Below are 15,719 nucleotides of genomic sequence, written 5' to 3' on the forward strand. Positions count from 1 at the left end.
AGTCACCCGGAGAGGTGACCGGACGACCACTCCGCGGGACGACGGGTGCGGGTGCCCTCAGCCGACCTGGATCCGGTCGACCGGGAGGCCCGGGACGGTCGAGAGGGTCAGCGGCGACGGTTCGGCGCCGGCCGCGACGAGGTGCGCGCCCAGTGCCGCGATCATCGCGCCGTTGTCGGTGCACAGCCGCGGCCTCGGCACCCGCAGTTCGATGCCCGCCTCCGCGCAGCGCTCGGCGGCCAGCGCGGACAGCCGCGAGTTGGCCGCCACGCCGCCGGAGACGACCAGGGTGTCGATCGCCAGGTCCTTGCAGGCCCGGATCGCCTTCGCGGTCAGCACGTCGGCCACCGCCTCCTGGAACGACGCCGCCACGTCGGCCAGCGGGATCTCCTCGCCGGCCCGCTCCTTGCGCTCGACCCACCGGGCGACCGAGGTCTTGAGGCCGGAGAAGGAGAAGTCGTACTTGGCGTCGCGCGGACCGGTGAGCCCGCGCGGGAACGCGATCGCGCAGCCGTCGCCCTGCTTGGCGAGCCTGTCGATCGGCGGACCGCCGGGGTAGGGGAGGTCGAGCAGCCGGGCGACCTTGTCGTAGGCCTCGCCCGCCGCGTCGTCCACGGTGGAGCCGATCTCGGTGATCTTGTGCGCCAGGCCCTCGATCAGCAGCAACTGCGAGTGGCCGCCCGAGACGAGCAGCGCGAGGCAGCGCTGCGGCAGCGGACCGTGCTGGAGGGTGTCCGCCGCGACGTGACCCGCCAGGTGGTTGACGCCGTAGAGGGGCTTGTCCAGCGCCGCCGCGTACGCCTTCGCCGCCGCCACGCCGACCAGCAGCGCGCCGGCGAGCCCGGGACCGGCCGTGACCGCGATGGAGTGCACGTCCGACAGCCGCACGCCCGCCTTCGCCACGGCGCGCTCCATGGTCGGGAGCATGGCCTCCAGGTGGGCGCGCGAGGCGACCTCGGGCACGACGCCGCCGAAGCGGGCGTGCTCCTCGACGCTGGAGGCGACCTCGTCGGCCAGCAGTTCCAGCGCGCCGTCGGGGCCGAGCCGGACGATGCCGACGCCCGTCTCGTCGCACGAGCTCTCGATGCCGAGGATCAGCCGGTCAGTCACGGTTCGCGGGCCTTCCCATCGTGTACGCGTCGGCTCCCGACGGCTGGTAGTAGCGGCGGCGCAGGCCGAGGTGCTCGAAGCCGTGCGCGACGTAGAGGGTGATCGCGGGCACGTTGTCCGTGCGGACCTCCAGGAACACCGGCAGCCCGTCCGCGTCGGCCCGCGCGAGCAGGGTCCGCAGCAGCGCCTTGCCGACGCCGGTGCCCTGCTGCGGCTTGGCCACCGCGATCGTGTGCACGCTCGACTCGAAGTCCGTCAGGCCGAGCCCGGCGTAGCCGACCAGGGTGTCGCCCTCGTACGCGCCGACGTAGTAGTTGCCGTTGTCCAGCTCGGCCCGGAACGCGTTCTCGCTCCACGGGTCGTCGCCGGGGAACAGCTCGTGCTCGATCTCCGCGCACCGCGGCACGTCCTCGTACCGCAGCGGCGCGATCCTGGCCGGGCTCATGCCTTGATCACCCGTTTGCGCCCGGTCGGCTCCACCGCGTCCGGTCGACGCAGGTAGAGCGGGGTCAACGGGTCCGGCTCGGCGCCCGCGAGCACCCGGTCGGCGACCGCCGCGACCAGCGATTCCGGCGACGGGTGGCGCGCGTCGAGCAGCGGCAGGCCCAGGGTGTCCGCGTACAGCTCCGCCCCCTCGCCGGTCGCCGCCACCACGCCGAACGCGGCCGACCTGCCGACGACGTCCGCCGCGCGGTCCACGTGCGGGCCCTCGACCCGGCGGCCGCGCGCGTCGTAGACGGCCCAGTAGACCTCCTTGCGCCGCGCGTCGGTGGCCACCAGCAGCGGCGCGCCGCTCGCCGCGTCCAGCGCGACGGCGTCCTGGGTCGGCACCGGGTACACCGGCCTGCCGAGCGCCTGGCCGAGCGCGCCCGCGGTGACCATGCCGACCCGCAGGCCGGTGAACGGGCCGGGTCCGGCGCCGACCACGATCGCGTCCAGGTCGGCGAGGGTGTGGCCGGCGTCGGCGAGCGCACCCAGCACGTGCGGGGTGAGCAGTTCGCCGTGCGCCTTGGCGTCGACCGTCACCCGTTTCGCCAGCAGGCGGGGTGGCGCGTCGGGCGTCAGTTCGACGACCCCGGCGGTGACGGCGGGAGTGGCGGTGTCCACAGCGAGCACTAGCACAGCCGTTAAGACTACGGGTACCGCCGTGCTGCACTTGTGCTGACGTCGACGTCAACTCGGAGGATCGGCACCGTGCGCATCGGAGAACTGGCGCGGCGGAGTGGGCTGACCACTCGGGCGCTGCGCTATTACGAGTCCCTGGGGCTGCTGGCCGCGCGACGGACGTCGAACGGCCAGCGCGAGTACGACGAGCACGACCTGCGGCTGGTGGGCGAGATCAGGTCGCTGACCGGCATCGGGTTCGCGCTGGAGGACACCCGGCCGTTCGTGCAGTGCCTGCGCGACGGCCACGCCAGCGGCGACTCGTGCCCGGCGTCGGTCGCGGTGTACCGGCGCAAGCTCGCCGAGCTGGACGAGTGCGTCGAGCGGTTGACCGCCGTCCGGGACCAGGTGCGCGCGCAGTTGGAGGAAGCCGAACGAAGGGTGAAGCCGTGCGCACGTTGACCGACGAGACGTTTCGCGAGGGAGTCCGGGACGGCGGGACGGTGCTGGTCGAGTTCTGGGCCACCTGGTGCCCGCCGTGCCGGATGATCGAGCCGGTGCTGGAGGAGATCGACCGCGAGGTCGACGGGCTCACCGTGTACAAGATCGACACCGACGCCAACCCGCTGACCACGCGCGACCAGCGGGTGATGGCCAACCCGACGCTCCAGGTGTGGCGGGACGGCGAGCTCGTCGCCGAGGCCGTGGGCGCCCGGCCCAAGGCCCAGCTGCTGGCGTGGCTCGAACCACATCTGTGATGCGGCGGGCACGGCGGGGCACCAAGGTGGGTCCATGCTGCTGCCCGCCTTGGCCTCGCCGTCCTCGAAGATCGCGCTGCGCTTCCCCGGGCGGGAACTGACCTACGCGGAGCTGGCGCGGGAGGCCGGCGCGGTCGCGCACGGGCTGGTCGGGAAGCGCCGCGTGGCGGTGTGGGCGCGGTCCACGCCGGAGGCCGTCGTGGCGATCGTGGGCGCGCTGCTCGCGGGCGTGCCGGTGGTGCCGCTCAACCCCAAGATCGGCGAGCGGGAACTCGACCACGTCCTCACCGACTCCGCGCCGGACCTGGTGATCGACGACGTGCTGCCGTCGGGGCCGCCGGTGGACCTGCCCGAGCCGCACGACGAAGCGCCCGCGCTGATCGTCTACACCTCGGGCACCACCGGGCCGCCCAAGGGCGTGGTGCTGCCCCGGCGGGCCCTCGCGTCGAACCTGGACGCGCTGGCGGCGGCGTGGCAGTGGACCGGCGACGACGTGGTGGTGCACGGCCTGCCGCTGTTCCACGTGCACGGGCTCGGCCTCGGGGTGCTCGGCGTGCTGCGGCGCGGCGGCACCGTGCACCACCTCGGGTCGTTCACCGTCGAGGCCGCGGCGGAGGCCCTGGCGGGCGACGGCACGGTGTTCTTCGGCGTGCCGACCATGTACCACCGGATCGCGTCGGCACCGGCCGCCGCCGAGGGGTTCCGGCAGGCGCGACTGCTGGTGTCCGGTTCGGCGGCGCTGCCCGCGACCGTGCACGAGCGGATCCTCGCCCTGACCGGGCAGCGGGTCGTGGAGCGGTACGGGATGACCGAAACCCTGATGAACACCAGCGTGCGCGCGGACGGCGACCGGCGACCGGGCACCGTGGGGCTGCCGCTGGACGGGGTGCGGGTGCGCGTGGTGGACGCCGACGGCGAGGACGGCATCGGCGAGATCGAGGTGCGCGGGCCCAACCTGTTCCTGGAGTACCTGAACCGGCCCGACGCGACCGCCGAGGCGTTGCGGGACGGCTGGTTCCGCACCGGCGACCTGGCCGTGGTGGAGCCGGACGGGTACCTGCGGATCGTCGGGCGGCGGGCCACCGACCTGATCAAGAGCGGCGGCTACAGGATCGGCGCGGGCGAGATCGAGAACGCGCTGCTGGAGCACCCCGCGGTGGCCGAGGTCGCGGTGACCGGCGAACCGGACGAGGACCTCGGCGAGCGCGTCGTGGCCTGGGTCGTGCCGGTCGCGGAGGCGCCGGACCCGGCCGAACTCGCCGACCACGTGGCCCGGCTGCTGTCGCCGCACAAGCGGCCGCGACTGGTCCGGTACGTGGACTCGTTGCCGCGCAACGACCTCGGCAAGGTGCTCAAGCGCGAACTGCGCTGACCGCTCACACCGGCAGCGGCCGGTCGGCCCACGAGCCGTGCGGGTGCAGGTGGGCGATCCGCACGTCGTCGTCGCGGCGTTCCAACCGGATCAGCAGGTGGTCCTCGGACAGCCGCTCGGCCACGCCCTCGCCCCACTCGACCGCGACCACGGCGTCCACGAGGTCGGTGTCCAGGTCGAGGTCGTCCAACTCCTCGAGGTCACCGCCCAGCCGGTAGGCGTCGACGTGCACCAGCGGCACGCCGCGCCCGCCCGGCGCCGGGTCGTGCACCCGGGCGATCACGAACGTGGGCGAGCTGACCCGACCCGCCACGCCCAGCCCCGCCGCGAGTCCGCGCACCAGCGCCGTCTTGCCCGCGCCCAGGGGCCCGGCGAGCAGCAGCAGGTCGCCGCCGGTCACCAGCCCGCCCAGCCTGCGCCCGAAGTCCTCGGTGTCCTCCACGCCCGGGAGGGTCACGCTCGTCGCCACCACCGCCGCCTGCCTTCGACCTGTTCGACACTGCGCCGGACCAGACCCACCAGGTGCTCGGTGACCGGTTCCGGCTGTTCCAGCATGACCATGTGCCCCGCGCCGCCGACGCGCACCAACTCGCCGTGCGGCATCTCCTCGGCCATCCGCTCGGCGTGCGAGAACGGGGTGAGCTTGTCCGCGTCGCCCCCGATGATCAGCACCTCGCAGTGCTTCAGGCCGGCGAGGGCCTTGTAGCGGTTGTGCGTGCCGAGGGTTTCCAGGAAGTCGGTGAGCACCTGGACCGTGGTGCCGCCGATCATCCGGTCCATCAGGTCCACCAGCGACGTGCTGACCCGGTGGTCGCCGAACGCCAACGTCCGGATGCCGCTCCAGGTGAGCGTCGTGGCGTGCCGGCGGACCCACTCGACCAGGCCCGGTTGCAGGCCCGCGAGCCGGCCGACGCCCAGGGTGACCGGGTTGTACCGGGACAGCACCGACTTCGGCAGCCCCGCGCCGCCGACCGCGCCCGCCGCCGTGCCCACCAGCGCGACGCCGCGCACCCGTCGGGCGAACAGGTCCGGCTGCTGCTCGGCCAGCGCCATGATCGTCATGCCGCCCATGGAGTGGCCGACCAGGACCAGCGGACCCTTCGGCGCCACCGCGCGCAGCACCTCGTCCAGGTCCCGGGCGCACTGGTCGATGGTGCTGTTCCTCGCCGCGCCCCGGCCCGAACGACCGTGGCCGCGCTGGTCGTAGAGGACCTGGCGGACCGGCGGGTCGGTGAGCCTCGCCAGGTCGCGGCGCTGGAAGTGCCAGCAGCGGCGGTCCAGGGCGAAGCCGTGCACGAGGACGACGGTCAGCTCGGCGGTGCCGTCCTCCGGGTCGACCTCCTCGACGCTGAGCGGGACGCCGTCGTCGGCCGCGACCGTGGACTCCCTGGTGGGGACCAGTTTTCCGAGCGGCTCGTCGGCGAGCGGGTCGTCCGCGCGGCGGTCGTTGGAGACCTTCTTCTGGTTGGCCGCGACACCGACCGCGACACCGGTCGCCGCCGCGCCGAGGAGGCCGCCGACCCAGCCGACGGTCTTCCAGACGGGGTTCACACGTAGGTCCGCTGCACGCGCGGTCGGCACATGCCGGTGACGATCTCGTAGTCGATCGTGCCGACGAGGTCGGCCCACTCCCGCGCCGTGGGGCCGCCGTGCGCACCCGAGCCGAACATCACGACCTCGTCCCCCTCCGCCACCTCGTCGTCGCCGCAGTCGACCACGACCTGGTCCATGCACACCCGGCCGACGACCGGGCGGCGTTTGCCCGCCAGCCACACGTGCGCGCGGTTGGACAGGGCGCGCGGCACACCGTCGGCATACCCCACCGGCACCAGCGCCAACGTCGTCGCGGATTTTGTGGTCCAGGTCAAACCGTACGAGACGGCCTCGCCCGCGGGGACCCGTTTCACCAGCGCCACCGCGGACCGGAAGGTCATGACGGGGCGGAGGTCGACCTCGGTGTGGACGGGGTTCAGGCCGTAGACGGCGATGCCGGGGCGGACGAGGTCGAAGTGCAGGTCGGGGCGGGTGAGGGTGGCGGCGGAGTTGGCCAGGTGGCGCAGCGGGTCGAGGCCGTGCGCCAGGGCGACGCGGTAGGCGTCGTCGAAGCGCTCGGCCTGGAGGTCGGTGGCGGGGTGGCCCGGTTCGTCGGCGACGGCGAGGTGGGACCAGACGGCGACCACCTCGACCTCGGGTGCGCTCGCGGCGGCCCGGACCAGGGCCTCCCAGTCGTCCTTCGGGCAGCCGTTGCGGGACAGGCCGGTGTCGATCTTGAGGTGGACGCGGGCGGTGGCCTTGGCGGCGCGCGCGCCGGCGCGGACCTCGGTCAGGCGGCGGAGGGAGGAGACGGACAGGTCGACGCCCGCGTCGACGCCCGGCGCGTAGTCGGTGCCGGCGGGGTCGAGCCAGGCGAGCACGGGTGCGGTGATCCCGGCGTCCCGCAGGACGAGGGCCTCGGCGAGCGAACAGGACCCCAACCACGCGGCCCCGCCCTCGACCGCGGCCCGCGCCACGGCGACCGCGCCGTGCCCGTACCCGTCGGCCTTCACCACGGCCATGACGGCAGCGGCCGAAGCCATCCGGTCGAGCAACGCCACGTTGTGCCGAAGGTCGCCGAGGTCGACCACCACCTCGGCCCGGGTCTGAGCAGCAGCCATATCGCTGTTCATGGTGACACAACACCGACTTTCACCCGGTCGGCGGTGCCTGCCGCACTCCGTAGGATCCACCTAACGTAGAATCGTTCAACAATCCAACAAATCAACAGACCTAGCTGTACCGGGCGAGGTAGAATTGTTCAACAATCCCCTGACTCAACACTGAGATCGACTCACGGCGGGCGTAGGATTGTTCAACAACCGCATCGTTGAACAATCCTACGTTGCAACAAGAGGCACGCATGCCGGGCTCGACCCTCGCGGTGACGGGGGTTGGGGAACGCGGGCCGGAGCGGGTGCGCCCCAGGGCGAGTGCGCCCCAGGGCGGGGTGACACCGGAGGGCGAGTGAGGTCTGAGCGGGTGAGGCCTGGAGTGGTCCGGGGCGGGCGCGGCGTGAGGCAGGTGCGACCCGAGGCGGGTGGCGCCGGGGCAGGCGCGGAGCGGGCGTGGTTCGGAGCGGGCGTGGCGTGAGGTGGGCTCGGTCGGGAGCAGGCGCGGCTTGGGTGAACGAACCCGGCGCGGAGGCGGACCGGGCAGGCGCGGTTCGGGCGAATGGACCCGGAGCAGGCGCGGCGGTGGGTGCGACCTGGGTGGACGGCCCTGGAGCGGGGCGGTCCGAGACTGGTGGGTCATGGACCGGCGCGGCTCGGGGTGGGATTCGGAGCGGGTGCGGTCCGAGGCTGGCGGTCCCCTGGACGGGCGCGGCTCTGGGGTGGGGTCGGAGTGGCCCGTGGGTGCGGCCTGGGGCAGGGGTGGGCCGGGGTGGCCGGAATGGGTGCGGCCCCGACGGGGTCAGGTGGTGGGGGTTGGGTGGGCGGCGCGGTGGAAGAGGAGGGTGGCCGATTTCAGGTCTTCCTCGAGGAGGGCGTCCCAGCGCTTGTCCTTGGTGAGGGTGCGCAGGAGGAAGGCCGTGACCAGGGCCTTCGACAGCTTCTGCGCCGCGCGCTCGCCCTTGCCGTCCAGGAGGAGTTCGCTCCAGTGCCTGCCCTCGGCGAAGCCCAGGTGGCTGGTTTTCGGCAGCAGGCGCAGCTGAACCGGGCCGGCCCAGGCCTCCGCGATCGCCGTCGCGTGGCCGACCGGTGGGGCGATGCGGTCCTCGGCGGCGGCCAGGTGCAGGCCCGGCACGGTCACCTCGCGAGCCGCGTCCAGGGCGGACGGGCGGGTTTCGGTGGCGGCCAGGGTGACCACGGCGCGCACCCTCTCGTCGGTCGACGCCGCGAGCACCGCCGCGCCGCCGCCCATCGAGTGACCGGCCACGGCCAGCCTCGACGCGTCGACGCTGATGCCACCGGTGCCCAGCCGCACGCCGGTGCACACGTCCAACGTCGTGGAGAGGTTCGCGGCCAGGAGTCGGGCCGACATGAGCGGGCCGCGCTGGGTGCCCGGCGCCGCCGCCACGACGCCCCACGAGGCCAGGTGGCGCAGCAACGCCCGGTACCGGGTCACCGGCTGGAGCCAACCGTGGCCGAACGCCACCGCGGGCAGGCCGAGCCCCTCCTCCGGGGTGTACACCAACCCCGGCAGGCCGACGAGGGCCAGGTCGCCGCGCAGCACCGGGTGCGGGCCGGGCCTGCTGAGCCGGTCGAGGACCTGCTTCGCCGAGTAGCCGCTCACCGGCGCAACGGTAGTCGATCGAGGACCACCCGCGCACGCCCCGATTGGTCTACACCAATAACGCCCCTGACCAGGCCAAACGACCTGAAGTGGCCCTTTCGGGTGACACACTTGGTCTGGCTACAGTGTCCGGCGTGTGCGGAATCGTGGGATACGTGGGACACCGGTCGGCGCTCGACGTCGTCCTGGACGGTTTGCGACGGCTGGAGTACCGGGGCTACGACTCGGCGGGCGTCGCGGTGCTCGACGGCGAGGGCGGCCTGGCCGTCGAGCGCAAGGCGGGCCGGCTCGGCAACCTGGAGGCGCTGCTGGACGAGGTGGGTCGCGACCACTTCACCGGCACGGCGGGCATGGGCCACACCCGGTGGGCCACCCACGGCGCGCCGATCGACCGCAACTCGCACCCCCACCGCGACGTCTCGGGCCGGGTCGCCGTGGTGCACAACGGGATCATCGAGAACTTCGCCGCGCTGCGCGCCGAACTCGAAGCCCTCGGCATCGAGATGGCCAGCGACACCGACAGCGAGACCGCCGCGCACCTGATCTCCCTGGCCTACACCGAGGGCGACACCAAGGGCGACCTGCCCGCGAGCGTCCGCACCGTCGCCCGCCGCCTCGAAGGCGCCTTCACCCTCGTCGTGACGCACGCCGACGAGCCGCACCAGGTGGTCGCCGCCCGCCGCTCCTCCCCGCTGGTCGTCGGCGTCGGCGAGGGTGAGACGTTCGTCGCCTCCGACGTGTCCGCGTTCATCGAGCACACCCGCGAGGCCGTCGAACTCGGCCAGGACCAGGTCGTGATCATCGACCGCGCCGGCTACACCGTCACCGACTTCCACGGCGAGCCCGCCGAGGCCAAGCCGTTCACGGTGAACTGGGACCTGTCGGCCGCCGAGAAGGGCGGCCACGAGTTCTTCATGCTCAAGGAGATCGAGGAGCAGCCCGAGGCGCTCGCGAACACCCTGCGCGGCCACTTCGCCGACGGCCGGATCGTGCTGGACGAGCAGCGGCTCTCCGACCAGGACCTGCGCGACGTGGACAAGGTCTTCGTCGTCGCCTGCGGCTCGGCCTACCACTCGGGCCTGGTCGCGAAGTACGCCATCGAGCACTGGACCCGGCTGCCCGTCGAGGTCGAACTGGCCTCCGAGTTCCGCTACCGCGACCCGGTGCTGGACCGCGACACGCTGGTCGTCGCCGTGTCCCAGTCCGGCGAGACGGCCGACACGCTGGAGGCCGTCCGGCACGCCCGCGAGCAGAAGGCCCGCGTGCTGGCCGTGTGCAACACCAACGGCGCGCAGATCCCGCGCGAGTCCGACGCCGTGCTCTACACGCACGCCGGTCCGGAGATCGGGGTCGCCTCCACCAAGGCGTTCCTGGCCCAGATCGCGGCGAACTACCTGGTCGGGCTGGCCCTCGCGCAGGCGCGCGGCACCAAGTACCCGGACGAGGTCGCCCGCGAGTTCCACGAGCTGGAGGCCATGCCGGCGGCCGTGGAACGGGTGCTCGGCACCACCGAGCAGGTCCGCGCGCTCGGCCGCGAGCTGGCCGACTCCAAGGCGGTGCTGTTCCTGGGCCGGCACGTGGGCTACCCGGTGGCGCTGGAGGGCGCGCTGAAGCTGAAGGAACTCGCGTACATGCACGCGGAGGGCTTCGCGGCGGGCGAGCTGAAGCACGGTCCGATCGCGCTGATCGAGCCCGGGCTGCCGGTGGTCGTGGTGATGCCCTCGCCCAAGGGCCGGGCGGTGCTGCACTCGAAGCTGGTGTCGAACATCTCCGAGATCCAGGCCCGCGGCGCGCGGACGATCGTGATCGCGGAGGAGGGCGACGAGACGGTGCGGCCGTTCGCGGACCACCTCATCGAGGTGCCGGCGGTGTCCACGCTGCTCCAGCCGCTGGTGTCCACGGTGCCGCTCCAGGTGCTCGCCGCGGAGATCGCGAAGACGCGCGGCTACGACGTCGACAAGCCCCGCAACCTCGCCAAGTCCGTCACCGTCGAGTAGGGCAGGCTGGACCTCCATGAGAGGTCTGTGGACGACGGCGCACGTGCGGGAGGCCGAGGCACGGGCGCTGGCGGTGACCCGGCCGGACGCGCTGATGCGCCGTGCCGCGTACGGGGTCGCCGCGGTGGCGGCCGAGGTGCTGGCCGGGCGTCGTCGGGTCGGGTTGCTGGTGGGCGCGGGCGGCAACGGCGGCGACGCCCTGTGGGCCGGGTACTACCTGCGCCGGCGCGGGATCCGGGTGTTCGCGGTGCTGCTGACCCCGGACCGCGCGCACGCCTCGGGGTTGGCCGCGTTCCGCCGGGCGGGCGGACGCGTGGTGCCGGCGCTGCCGCCGGTGGACCTGGTGGTGGACGGCATCGTCGGGTTGTCCGGGCGCGGGCCGTTGCGCGAGGTCGCGGCGGCGCACGTGGCCGCGCTGGACGCGCCGGTGCTGGCCGTGGACTCGCCCAGCGGCGTGGACCCGGACACCGGCGCGATCTCCGGGCCGCACGTGCGGGCGTCGTGGACGGTGACGTTCGGCGGGCTCAAACCGGTGCACGCGCTGGCCGACTGCGGTGACGTGCGGGTGGTCGACATCGGCCTGCCGCTGCCGCCGCCGGACCTGGTGGAGCTGTCGCTGACCGACGTCGGGAGGCTGTGGCCGGTGCCCGGCGCGACGTCGGACAAGTACACCCAGGGCGTGACGGGCGTGGCGGCCGGCTCGGCGACCTACCCGGGCGCGGCCGTGCTGTCGACCGGCGCCGCGCTGCTGGCCACGTCGGGCATGGTGCGGTACGCGGGTTCGGCGGCGGACCTGGTCCGCGGGCGGTGGCCGGAGGCGATCTGCACCGGCTCGATCACCGACGCCGGCCGGGTGCAGGCGTGGGTGGTCGGGCCCGGGATGGGCACCGGGTCGAGCGCGGAGGCCGTGCTGCGGACCGTGCTGGAGGCCGGGGTCCCGGTGTGCGTGGACGCCGACGCGGTGACGATGCTCGCGAACACCCCGGCGCTGTGGGACGCGCGCGACCCGTCGACCCCGGTGGTGCTGACCCCGCACGACCGGGAGTTCGCACGCCTGGCGGGACCCGTGGGCACCGACCGGGTGGCCGCCGCCCACCGCGCCGCGACCCGCTTCGACGCGGTCGTGCTGCTGAAGGGCAACACCACGGTCGTCGCCGCGCCCGACGGCACCACCCACGTGAACCGCGCGGGCTCCTCGTGGGCCGCGACCGCGGGCTCCGGCGACGTCCTCTCCGGCGTCCTGGGCGCGCTCCTGGCCGCGGGTCTCCCGCCGGCCGTCGCGGCCGCGGCCGCCGCGCGCCTGCACTCGGAATCGGCCGCCACCGCGGCGAACGGCGCCCCGATCCCGGCGTCGGCCCTGCTGGCCGCGATCCCGGACACCATCCGCCGCGCCCGCCGACCGCTCGGACCGGACGGCGCGGACTAGATCGGCCGGGTGCCCTAGTCGTCCACCCGCGGGCCTAGGTCAGCCAGGTCTGGCTGCCGAAATCGTCGTCCTCGTCCACCCGCGGTGCCCGACGCGGAGCGCGCGGCGGGGGCGGCGGCGGTGCGGGTTGGGCCGGGAGCGGGGTGGTCGGCGGGGTGGACCACGACGGCTGCGCGGGCGCCGGTTGGGCCCAGGGCTGGGCGGGCGGTGGCGCGGACTCGTAGGGCTGGTCCTCGTCGTCCGCACCGAAGCGGTACTCGACGGCCTTCTTCTCGGTGGCGGCCGAGGTGTTCCAGCCGCCGGCGGCCTTCTGGCGCTTGCCCATCTCCTGGAGGCGCTCGATGGTCTTGTCCGCGAGCTGACCCTGCTTGGCGAGGTTGGACGCGGCGGACTCGCGTGCTTCGCGTGACCGCCGTTCCCGCAGCTCACGACGGTCCGCGTGCTCGCGGGAGATCTGGTCCATGCGGTCCTTCGCCGCCGCCAGCCGCTCCGCTGCCGTGCTCATCTGCGCTCCTCACCCAGCAAACCCTGCACCCGGCTCAGGCTCACGTCGTCGTCGAAGAGCGACCCGGTCTGCCGCCACTGGCTCGGGCTGCGCTGCGCGTCCTCGCCGCCACCCTGCTGACCGCCGCCCGGCGTTCCGCCGCCCATCATCCCGCCACCCATCATGCCCCCGCCGACGGCCGAGCCGCCCTGGTCGTGGTGGGCTTCCTGCATGGTCGGCAGCGTGGCCTGACCGGCCTGGCCCGCCTGCGAGGCGTTGGTGTCCGCCAAACCCTGGTCCGCCGAGTCCGGCGTGCTCCACGTGCGGTCCGAACCGTGCGAGGAGTCGCCGCCCAACACCGAGTCCGCGCCGTTGAAGCCGCTCGACCCGGAGCCGGTGATCGACACGCCGGACGTGCTGGTCGTGCCCTCGGAGCCGCCGTGCCCGGAGCCGCCGTGCCCGAAACCGCCGTCGTGCGAGGCGTGCGCGGGTTCGCTCCAACCGGACCCGTCCGGCGCGTAGGCGGCGGCGCCGGAGTCCGCCGGACCGCCCGCGAAGCCCTGGTCGAACGCGGGCATCGTGCTGTACGACGCGCCGGACGACCCGCCGAACCCGGAGCCCTCGGCCGCCGGGACACCCGCGGCGTCGGAGCCGAAGCCCGAGCCGAACGTGTCGCCGGACGAGCCGCCGACCGCGGCACCCGCACCGTCGGAGCCGGAGGGGCCGAAGTCGGAGGAGCCGAAGTCGGTGCCCGCGACGCCCGTCGGGACGTCGCCGACGAGCGGGCGGCCCTGGTTCTCGTACGGCTGTGCGCGCGGTTCGTCCTTGGTGGACCCGGAGGTGTCGGTCTGGTCCGCCTTGTCCTCGCCGAACTCCACGCCGTACTGCTCGGGCGTGCCGTCGCCGTCGTCCACGGTCAGGCCGATCTCGCCGGTCAGCGGGTCGACCGCGGCGGTGATCGACAAGCCGTCGATCTCGATCAGCGCCTTGCCGTCCGCACCCGCCTCGATCGGGATCGCGCCGCCGTCGCCGCCCGGCGCGCCGGCCGAACCGGTGCCGGTGCCCGTGCCGGCGGTCGGCGTGCCCGAGGTGCCGGCCGCGACCGACGACGCCAGGTTCTGCAACCCGTTCTGCGCGGTCAACGCCTTGAGCGCGTCGGGGTTCTTGCTGAAGTCGACGTCGTAGGTCTTCGGCGGGCTCTGCGGCGTGTCCACGGTGATCTTCACGTGGCCGTTCGCGTCCGGCTCGGTGACCTTGATCGAGTTGTCGCCGCTCTTGATGGTGACGGACTCGGGCTCCTCGTCGCCCTTGTCGCCCTTCACCCCGTCGGGCTTGCCGCCGGTGTCGTCGGGCTTCCCGTCGCCGTCCAGGTCGTCCGGCTTGCCGTCACCGTCCGTGTCGCCGGGCACGTCGGGCTTGCCGTCGCCGTCCTTGTCCAGCGGGTTCTCCGGCTTCGGCATCTCCGGGACCGACGGCGTCGAGCCGCCGCCACCCGCGGAACCGCCACCGCCGGTCGAGCCACCGCCACCGGTCGAGCCGCCACCGCCACCGGTGCCCGTCCCGTTGCCGTTGCCGTTCCCATTCCCGTTGCCGTTGCCGTTGCCGTTCCCGTCACCGGGCTTCTCCTCGGCCGCCGCGGCCGGGAACGGGTTCTCGAAGCCGGACATGTACCCCGCGAGGGTGTCCCACTTCGCGTCGACGGAGGTCTTCGTCTCCTCGTTGCACGACTTGAACTGCTGGTACAGGCCCCAGAACTCGGTGTTGAACGACTGCTGGATCCACTTCTTGCACTGGTCGATCGCGTACTGCTTGTTCTCGTCGTTCAGGCCGCAGTCGTCGTCGTTGAGCCGCTCGGCGATGTTGCTGCCGGTTTTCGAGTCGACCCAACCGGCGATCTCCCGGACCTGGTCCTTGCCGATGTCGCCCTGACCCTGCGCGAACGTCACGACCTTGTCGGCCATGTAGGTGTCCGCCTGCCCGATCTGCTCCCGGTACATCTCCAGGACCTCGTCGGCCTTGCTCTTGCACAGCTGGTAGACGCCGCTCACCGCGGTCCGGGACAGGTCGGCGGCACCCTGGATGCCGTCGGCCAGCTCACCGACCTTGGGCGCGATCTTGCCGCTGTAGTGGTCGTACGAGGCGGTGGCGGCCTTGCCCTCCCACTCGCCGTAGAGCGACTTCAGGTCGCCGTCGACGGTCGTCTTCATCTCGTCGATGCGGGACTTGGCCGCGCTGAACTCGTCGGCCTCCATCAGCAGCTTGTGGAAGTTGATGCCGCGCTGCTCGTTGTACGGCTTCTCGATGTCGTTGCCGTAGTCGAGGTTCTTGGTGGTGCCGATGCAGTCGCCCGGCCGCTTGTTCCAGATCGGCAGGAACTTCTCGAACACCGCGAGACCGGCCTTGCCCGCGTCGAACAGCTCGTCCGACAGCTTCACGCCGGTGCCGGCCGCGTTCGGGGCCTGCTTGCCGTCGAGCGACTGCTTGCCCGCGTCGACGGCCTTGGTCTGCTCGCGGGTGTTGTAGCTCTTCGAGTCGCCCTCGGACTTGGCCTCCTCGAACCGGTTCTTCAGACCGTCGTCACCGGAGGCGTAGTCGCCCCAGTCGCTCCAGCTCGACGTGTCGTAGCGGTCCTTGTAGGAGTCGGCCTCGTCGGGGATGCTCCACGGCGGCGTGTCGGAGACGTAGGCGTGCATCAACGCCTTCTTCTTGTCCTCCGACACGTTCGGGTCGTCCAGGACGGCCTTGACGTCGTTCCAGGTGGGCTCGGCCATCAGTACTGGCTCCCCAGGTTGGAGGCGTTCGCCGACTCGTTGTCGGCGTAGGTCGCCGCGCCGGACGCGATCTTCCCGGAGAACGCGCCGAGGGTGCTCACCATGTTCGTGATCCCCTTGGCGAAGTTGTCGATTCCCGCCTTGTACTTCTCGAAGTGCTGTTGGTGGGCCTCGCCGAAATCACGGGCGATCGTTTCCGTGGTGCCGACCTTCTTGGTGTCGTCGGCGGTGTCCTTCGCGGCGTCGGAAATGGCTTTCGCCGCTTTCCGCATCGCCTCGGTGCTGGTGCCGTAACCGGCCACGGTGCCCCACTCCCCTCCGTGGCTCGACGGCCACGACCCTGCCAACGACTCACCCGTACGACGCAACGCCGGAGTTCGTGGTTCCCATCGTGACACTCCGGGGAGTCACCGGCGGGGCTTTCCGGG

The 15,719-nt window shown here is 73.0% G+C and carries 15 protein-coding genes; 5 read left to right on the forward strand and 10 right to left on the reverse strand.

The window, feature by feature from the left end:
* Window positions 1-57: 57 nt before the first annotated feature.
* From tsaD to tsaB, 3 genes are read right to left on the reverse strand one after another with little or no spacing between them, the layout of a single operon-like run.
* Window positions 58-1,110 (reverse strand): tRNA (adenosine(37)-N6)-threonylcarbamoyltransferase complex transferase subunit TsaD, encoded by a 1,053-nt coding sequence (gene tsaD / locus AB0G50_RS05725; RefSeq protein WP_360102660.1) that lies wholly within the window; start codon window positions 1,108-1,110, stop codon window positions 58-60.
* Window positions 1,103-1,555, reverse strand: coding sequence for a ribosomal protein S18-alanine N-acetyltransferase (rimI, locus tag AB0G50_RS05730; protein ID WP_360102662.1), 453 nt, complete (start codon window positions 1,553-1,555; stop codon window positions 1,103-1,105). Before rimI ends, tsaD begins: the two co-directional genes overlap by 8 nt.
* Window positions 1,552-2,232: a tRNA (adenosine(37)-N6)-threonylcarbamoyltransferase complex dimerization subunit type 1 TsaB gene (gene tsaB, locus AB0G50_RS05735; RefSeq protein WP_360102664.1), complete on the reverse strand. Its 681-nt coding sequence runs from the start codon at window positions 2,230-2,232 to the stop codon at window positions 1,552-1,554. The genes rimI and tsaB overlap by 4 nt, the downstream gene beginning before the upstream one ends.
* Before the next feature lie 72 nt (window positions 2,233-2,304).
* Here tsaB and AB0G50_RS05740 point away from each other — a divergent pair, with 72 nt between their 5' ends.
* From AB0G50_RS05740 to AB0G50_RS05750, 3 genes are read left to right on the forward strand one after another with little or no spacing between them, the layout of a single operon-like run.
* The gene (locus tag AB0G50_RS05740) at window positions 2,305-2,676 is read left to right on the forward strand and encodes a MerR family transcriptional regulator (protein WP_360102666.1); all 372 of its coding nucleotides are present in this window, start codon (window positions 2,305-2,307) and stop codon (window positions 2,674-2,676) included.
* Window positions 2,664-2,972 carry a thioredoxin family protein gene (locus AB0G50_RS05745; protein WP_360102668.1) on the forward strand — a complete coding sequence of 103 codons (309 nt, stop codon included), beginning with the start codon at window positions 2,664-2,666 and terminating at the stop codon, window positions 2,970-2,972. Before AB0G50_RS05740 ends, AB0G50_RS05745 begins: the two co-directional genes overlap by 13 nt.
* A gap of 34 nt (window positions 2,973-3,006) precedes the next feature.
* On the forward strand, window positions 3,007-4,344 hold the full coding sequence (locus AB0G50_RS05750) for an acyl-CoA synthetase (protein WP_360102670.1): 1,338 nt from the start codon (window positions 3,007-3,009) through the stop codon (window positions 4,342-4,344).
* Window positions 4,345-4,348: 4 nt separating this feature from the next.
* Here the strand turns inward: AB0G50_RS05750 and tsaE are convergent, their stop codons facing one another.
* From tsaE to AB0G50_RS05770, 4 genes are all read right to left on the reverse strand, one after another.
* Complete coding sequence (gene tsaE / locus AB0G50_RS05755; protein WP_360102672.1) at window positions 4,349-4,816, reverse strand: tRNA (adenosine(37)-N6)-threonylcarbamoyltransferase complex ATPase subunit type 1 TsaE; 468 nt, start codon at window positions 4,814-4,816, stop codon at window positions 4,349-4,351.
* A complete protein-coding gene (locus AB0G50_RS05760) occupies window positions 4,798-5,895 on the reverse strand; it encodes an alpha/beta hydrolase (RefSeq protein WP_360102674.1) in 1,098 nt (365 codons plus the stop codon). Before AB0G50_RS05760 ends, tsaE begins: the two co-directional genes overlap by 19 nt.
* Window positions 5,892-6,998, reverse strand: a complete 1,107-nt coding sequence (gene alr, locus AB0G50_RS05765) for an alanine racemase (RefSeq protein ID WP_360102676.1) — start codon at window positions 6,996-6,998, stop codon at window positions 5,892-5,894. The genes AB0G50_RS05760 and alr overlap by 4 nt, the downstream gene beginning before the upstream one ends.
* A gap of 793 nt (window positions 6,999-7,791) precedes the next feature.
* Window positions 7,792-8,613 (reverse strand): alpha/beta hydrolase, encoded by an 822-nt coding sequence (locus AB0G50_RS05770; protein WP_360102678.1) that lies wholly within the window; start codon window positions 8,611-8,613, stop codon window positions 7,792-7,794.
* A gap of 134 nt (window positions 8,614-8,747) precedes the next feature.
* Here AB0G50_RS05770 and glmS point away from each other — a divergent pair, with 134 nt between their 5' ends.
* Window positions 8,748-10,610, forward strand: coding sequence for a glutamine--fructose-6-phosphate transaminase (isomerizing) (glmS, locus tag AB0G50_RS05775; protein WP_360102680.1), 1,863 nt, complete (start codon window positions 8,748-8,750; stop codon window positions 10,608-10,610).
* A 16-nt stretch (window positions 10,611-10,626) separates the two neighbouring features.
* The gene (locus AB0G50_RS05780) at window positions 10,627-12,036 is read left to right on the forward strand and encodes an NAD(P)H-hydrate dehydratase (RefSeq protein ID WP_360102682.1); all 1,410 of its coding nucleotides are present in this window, start codon (window positions 10,627-10,629) and stop codon (window positions 12,034-12,036) included.
* A 34-nt stretch (window positions 12,037-12,070) separates the two neighbouring features.
* Here the strand turns inward: AB0G50_RS05780 and AB0G50_RS05785 are convergent, their stop codons facing one another.
* Genes AB0G50_RS05785 through AB0G50_RS05795 form a run of 3 tightly spaced genes read right to left on the reverse strand, consistent with a single transcriptional unit; the run spans window position 12,071 to window position 15,593 of the window.
* On the reverse strand, window positions 12,071-12,541 hold the full coding sequence (locus AB0G50_RS05785) for a hypothetical protein (protein WP_360102684.1): 471 nt from the start codon (window positions 12,539-12,541) through the stop codon (window positions 12,071-12,073).
* On the reverse strand, window positions 12,538-15,291 hold the full coding sequence (locus AB0G50_RS05790) for a hypothetical protein (protein WP_360102686.1): 2,754 nt from the start codon (window positions 15,289-15,291) through the stop codon (window positions 12,538-12,540). The genes AB0G50_RS05785 and AB0G50_RS05790 overlap by 4 nt, the downstream gene beginning before the upstream one ends.
* The gene (locus AB0G50_RS05795; RefSeq protein WP_360102688.1) at window positions 15,291-15,593 is read right to left on the reverse strand and encodes a hypothetical protein; all 303 of its coding nucleotides are present in this window, start codon (window positions 15,591-15,593) and stop codon (window positions 15,291-15,293) included. The genes AB0G50_RS05790 and AB0G50_RS05795 overlap by 1 nt, the downstream gene beginning before the upstream one ends.
* Between the last annotated feature and the right edge of the window lie 126 nt (window positions 15,594-15,719).

It is taken from the genome of Actinosynnema sp. NPDC020468 (assembly GCF_040642015.1).
Taxonomy (GTDB): domain Bacteria; phylum Actinomycetota; class Actinomycetes; order Mycobacteriales; family Pseudonocardiaceae; genus Actinosynnema.

Coding starts and splice junctions, on each gene's coding strand:
- AB0G50_RS05780 (WP_360102682.1), top strand. CDS start 10,627: ATGAGAGGTCTGTGGACGACGGCGCACGTGCGGGAGGCCGAGGCACGG.
- alr (WP_360102676.1), bottom strand. CDS start 6,998: ATGGCTGCTGCTCAGACCCGGGCCGAGGTGGTGGTCGACCTCGGCGAC.
- AB0G50_RS05750 (WP_360102670.1), top strand. CDS start 3,007: ATGCTGCTGCCCGCCTTGGCCTCGCCGTCCTCGAAGATCGCGCTGCGC.
- rimI (WP_360102662.1), bottom strand. CDS start 1,555: ATGAGCCCGGCCAGGATCGCGCCGCTGCGGTACGAGGACGTGCCGCGG.
- AB0G50_RS05790 (WP_360102686.1), bottom strand. CDS start 15,291: ATGGCCGAGCCCACCTGGAACGACGTCAAGGCCGTCCTGGACGACCCG.
- AB0G50_RS05785 (WP_360102684.1), bottom strand. CDS start 12,541: ATGAGCACGGCAGCGGAGCGGCTGGCGGCGGCGAAGGACCGCATGGAC.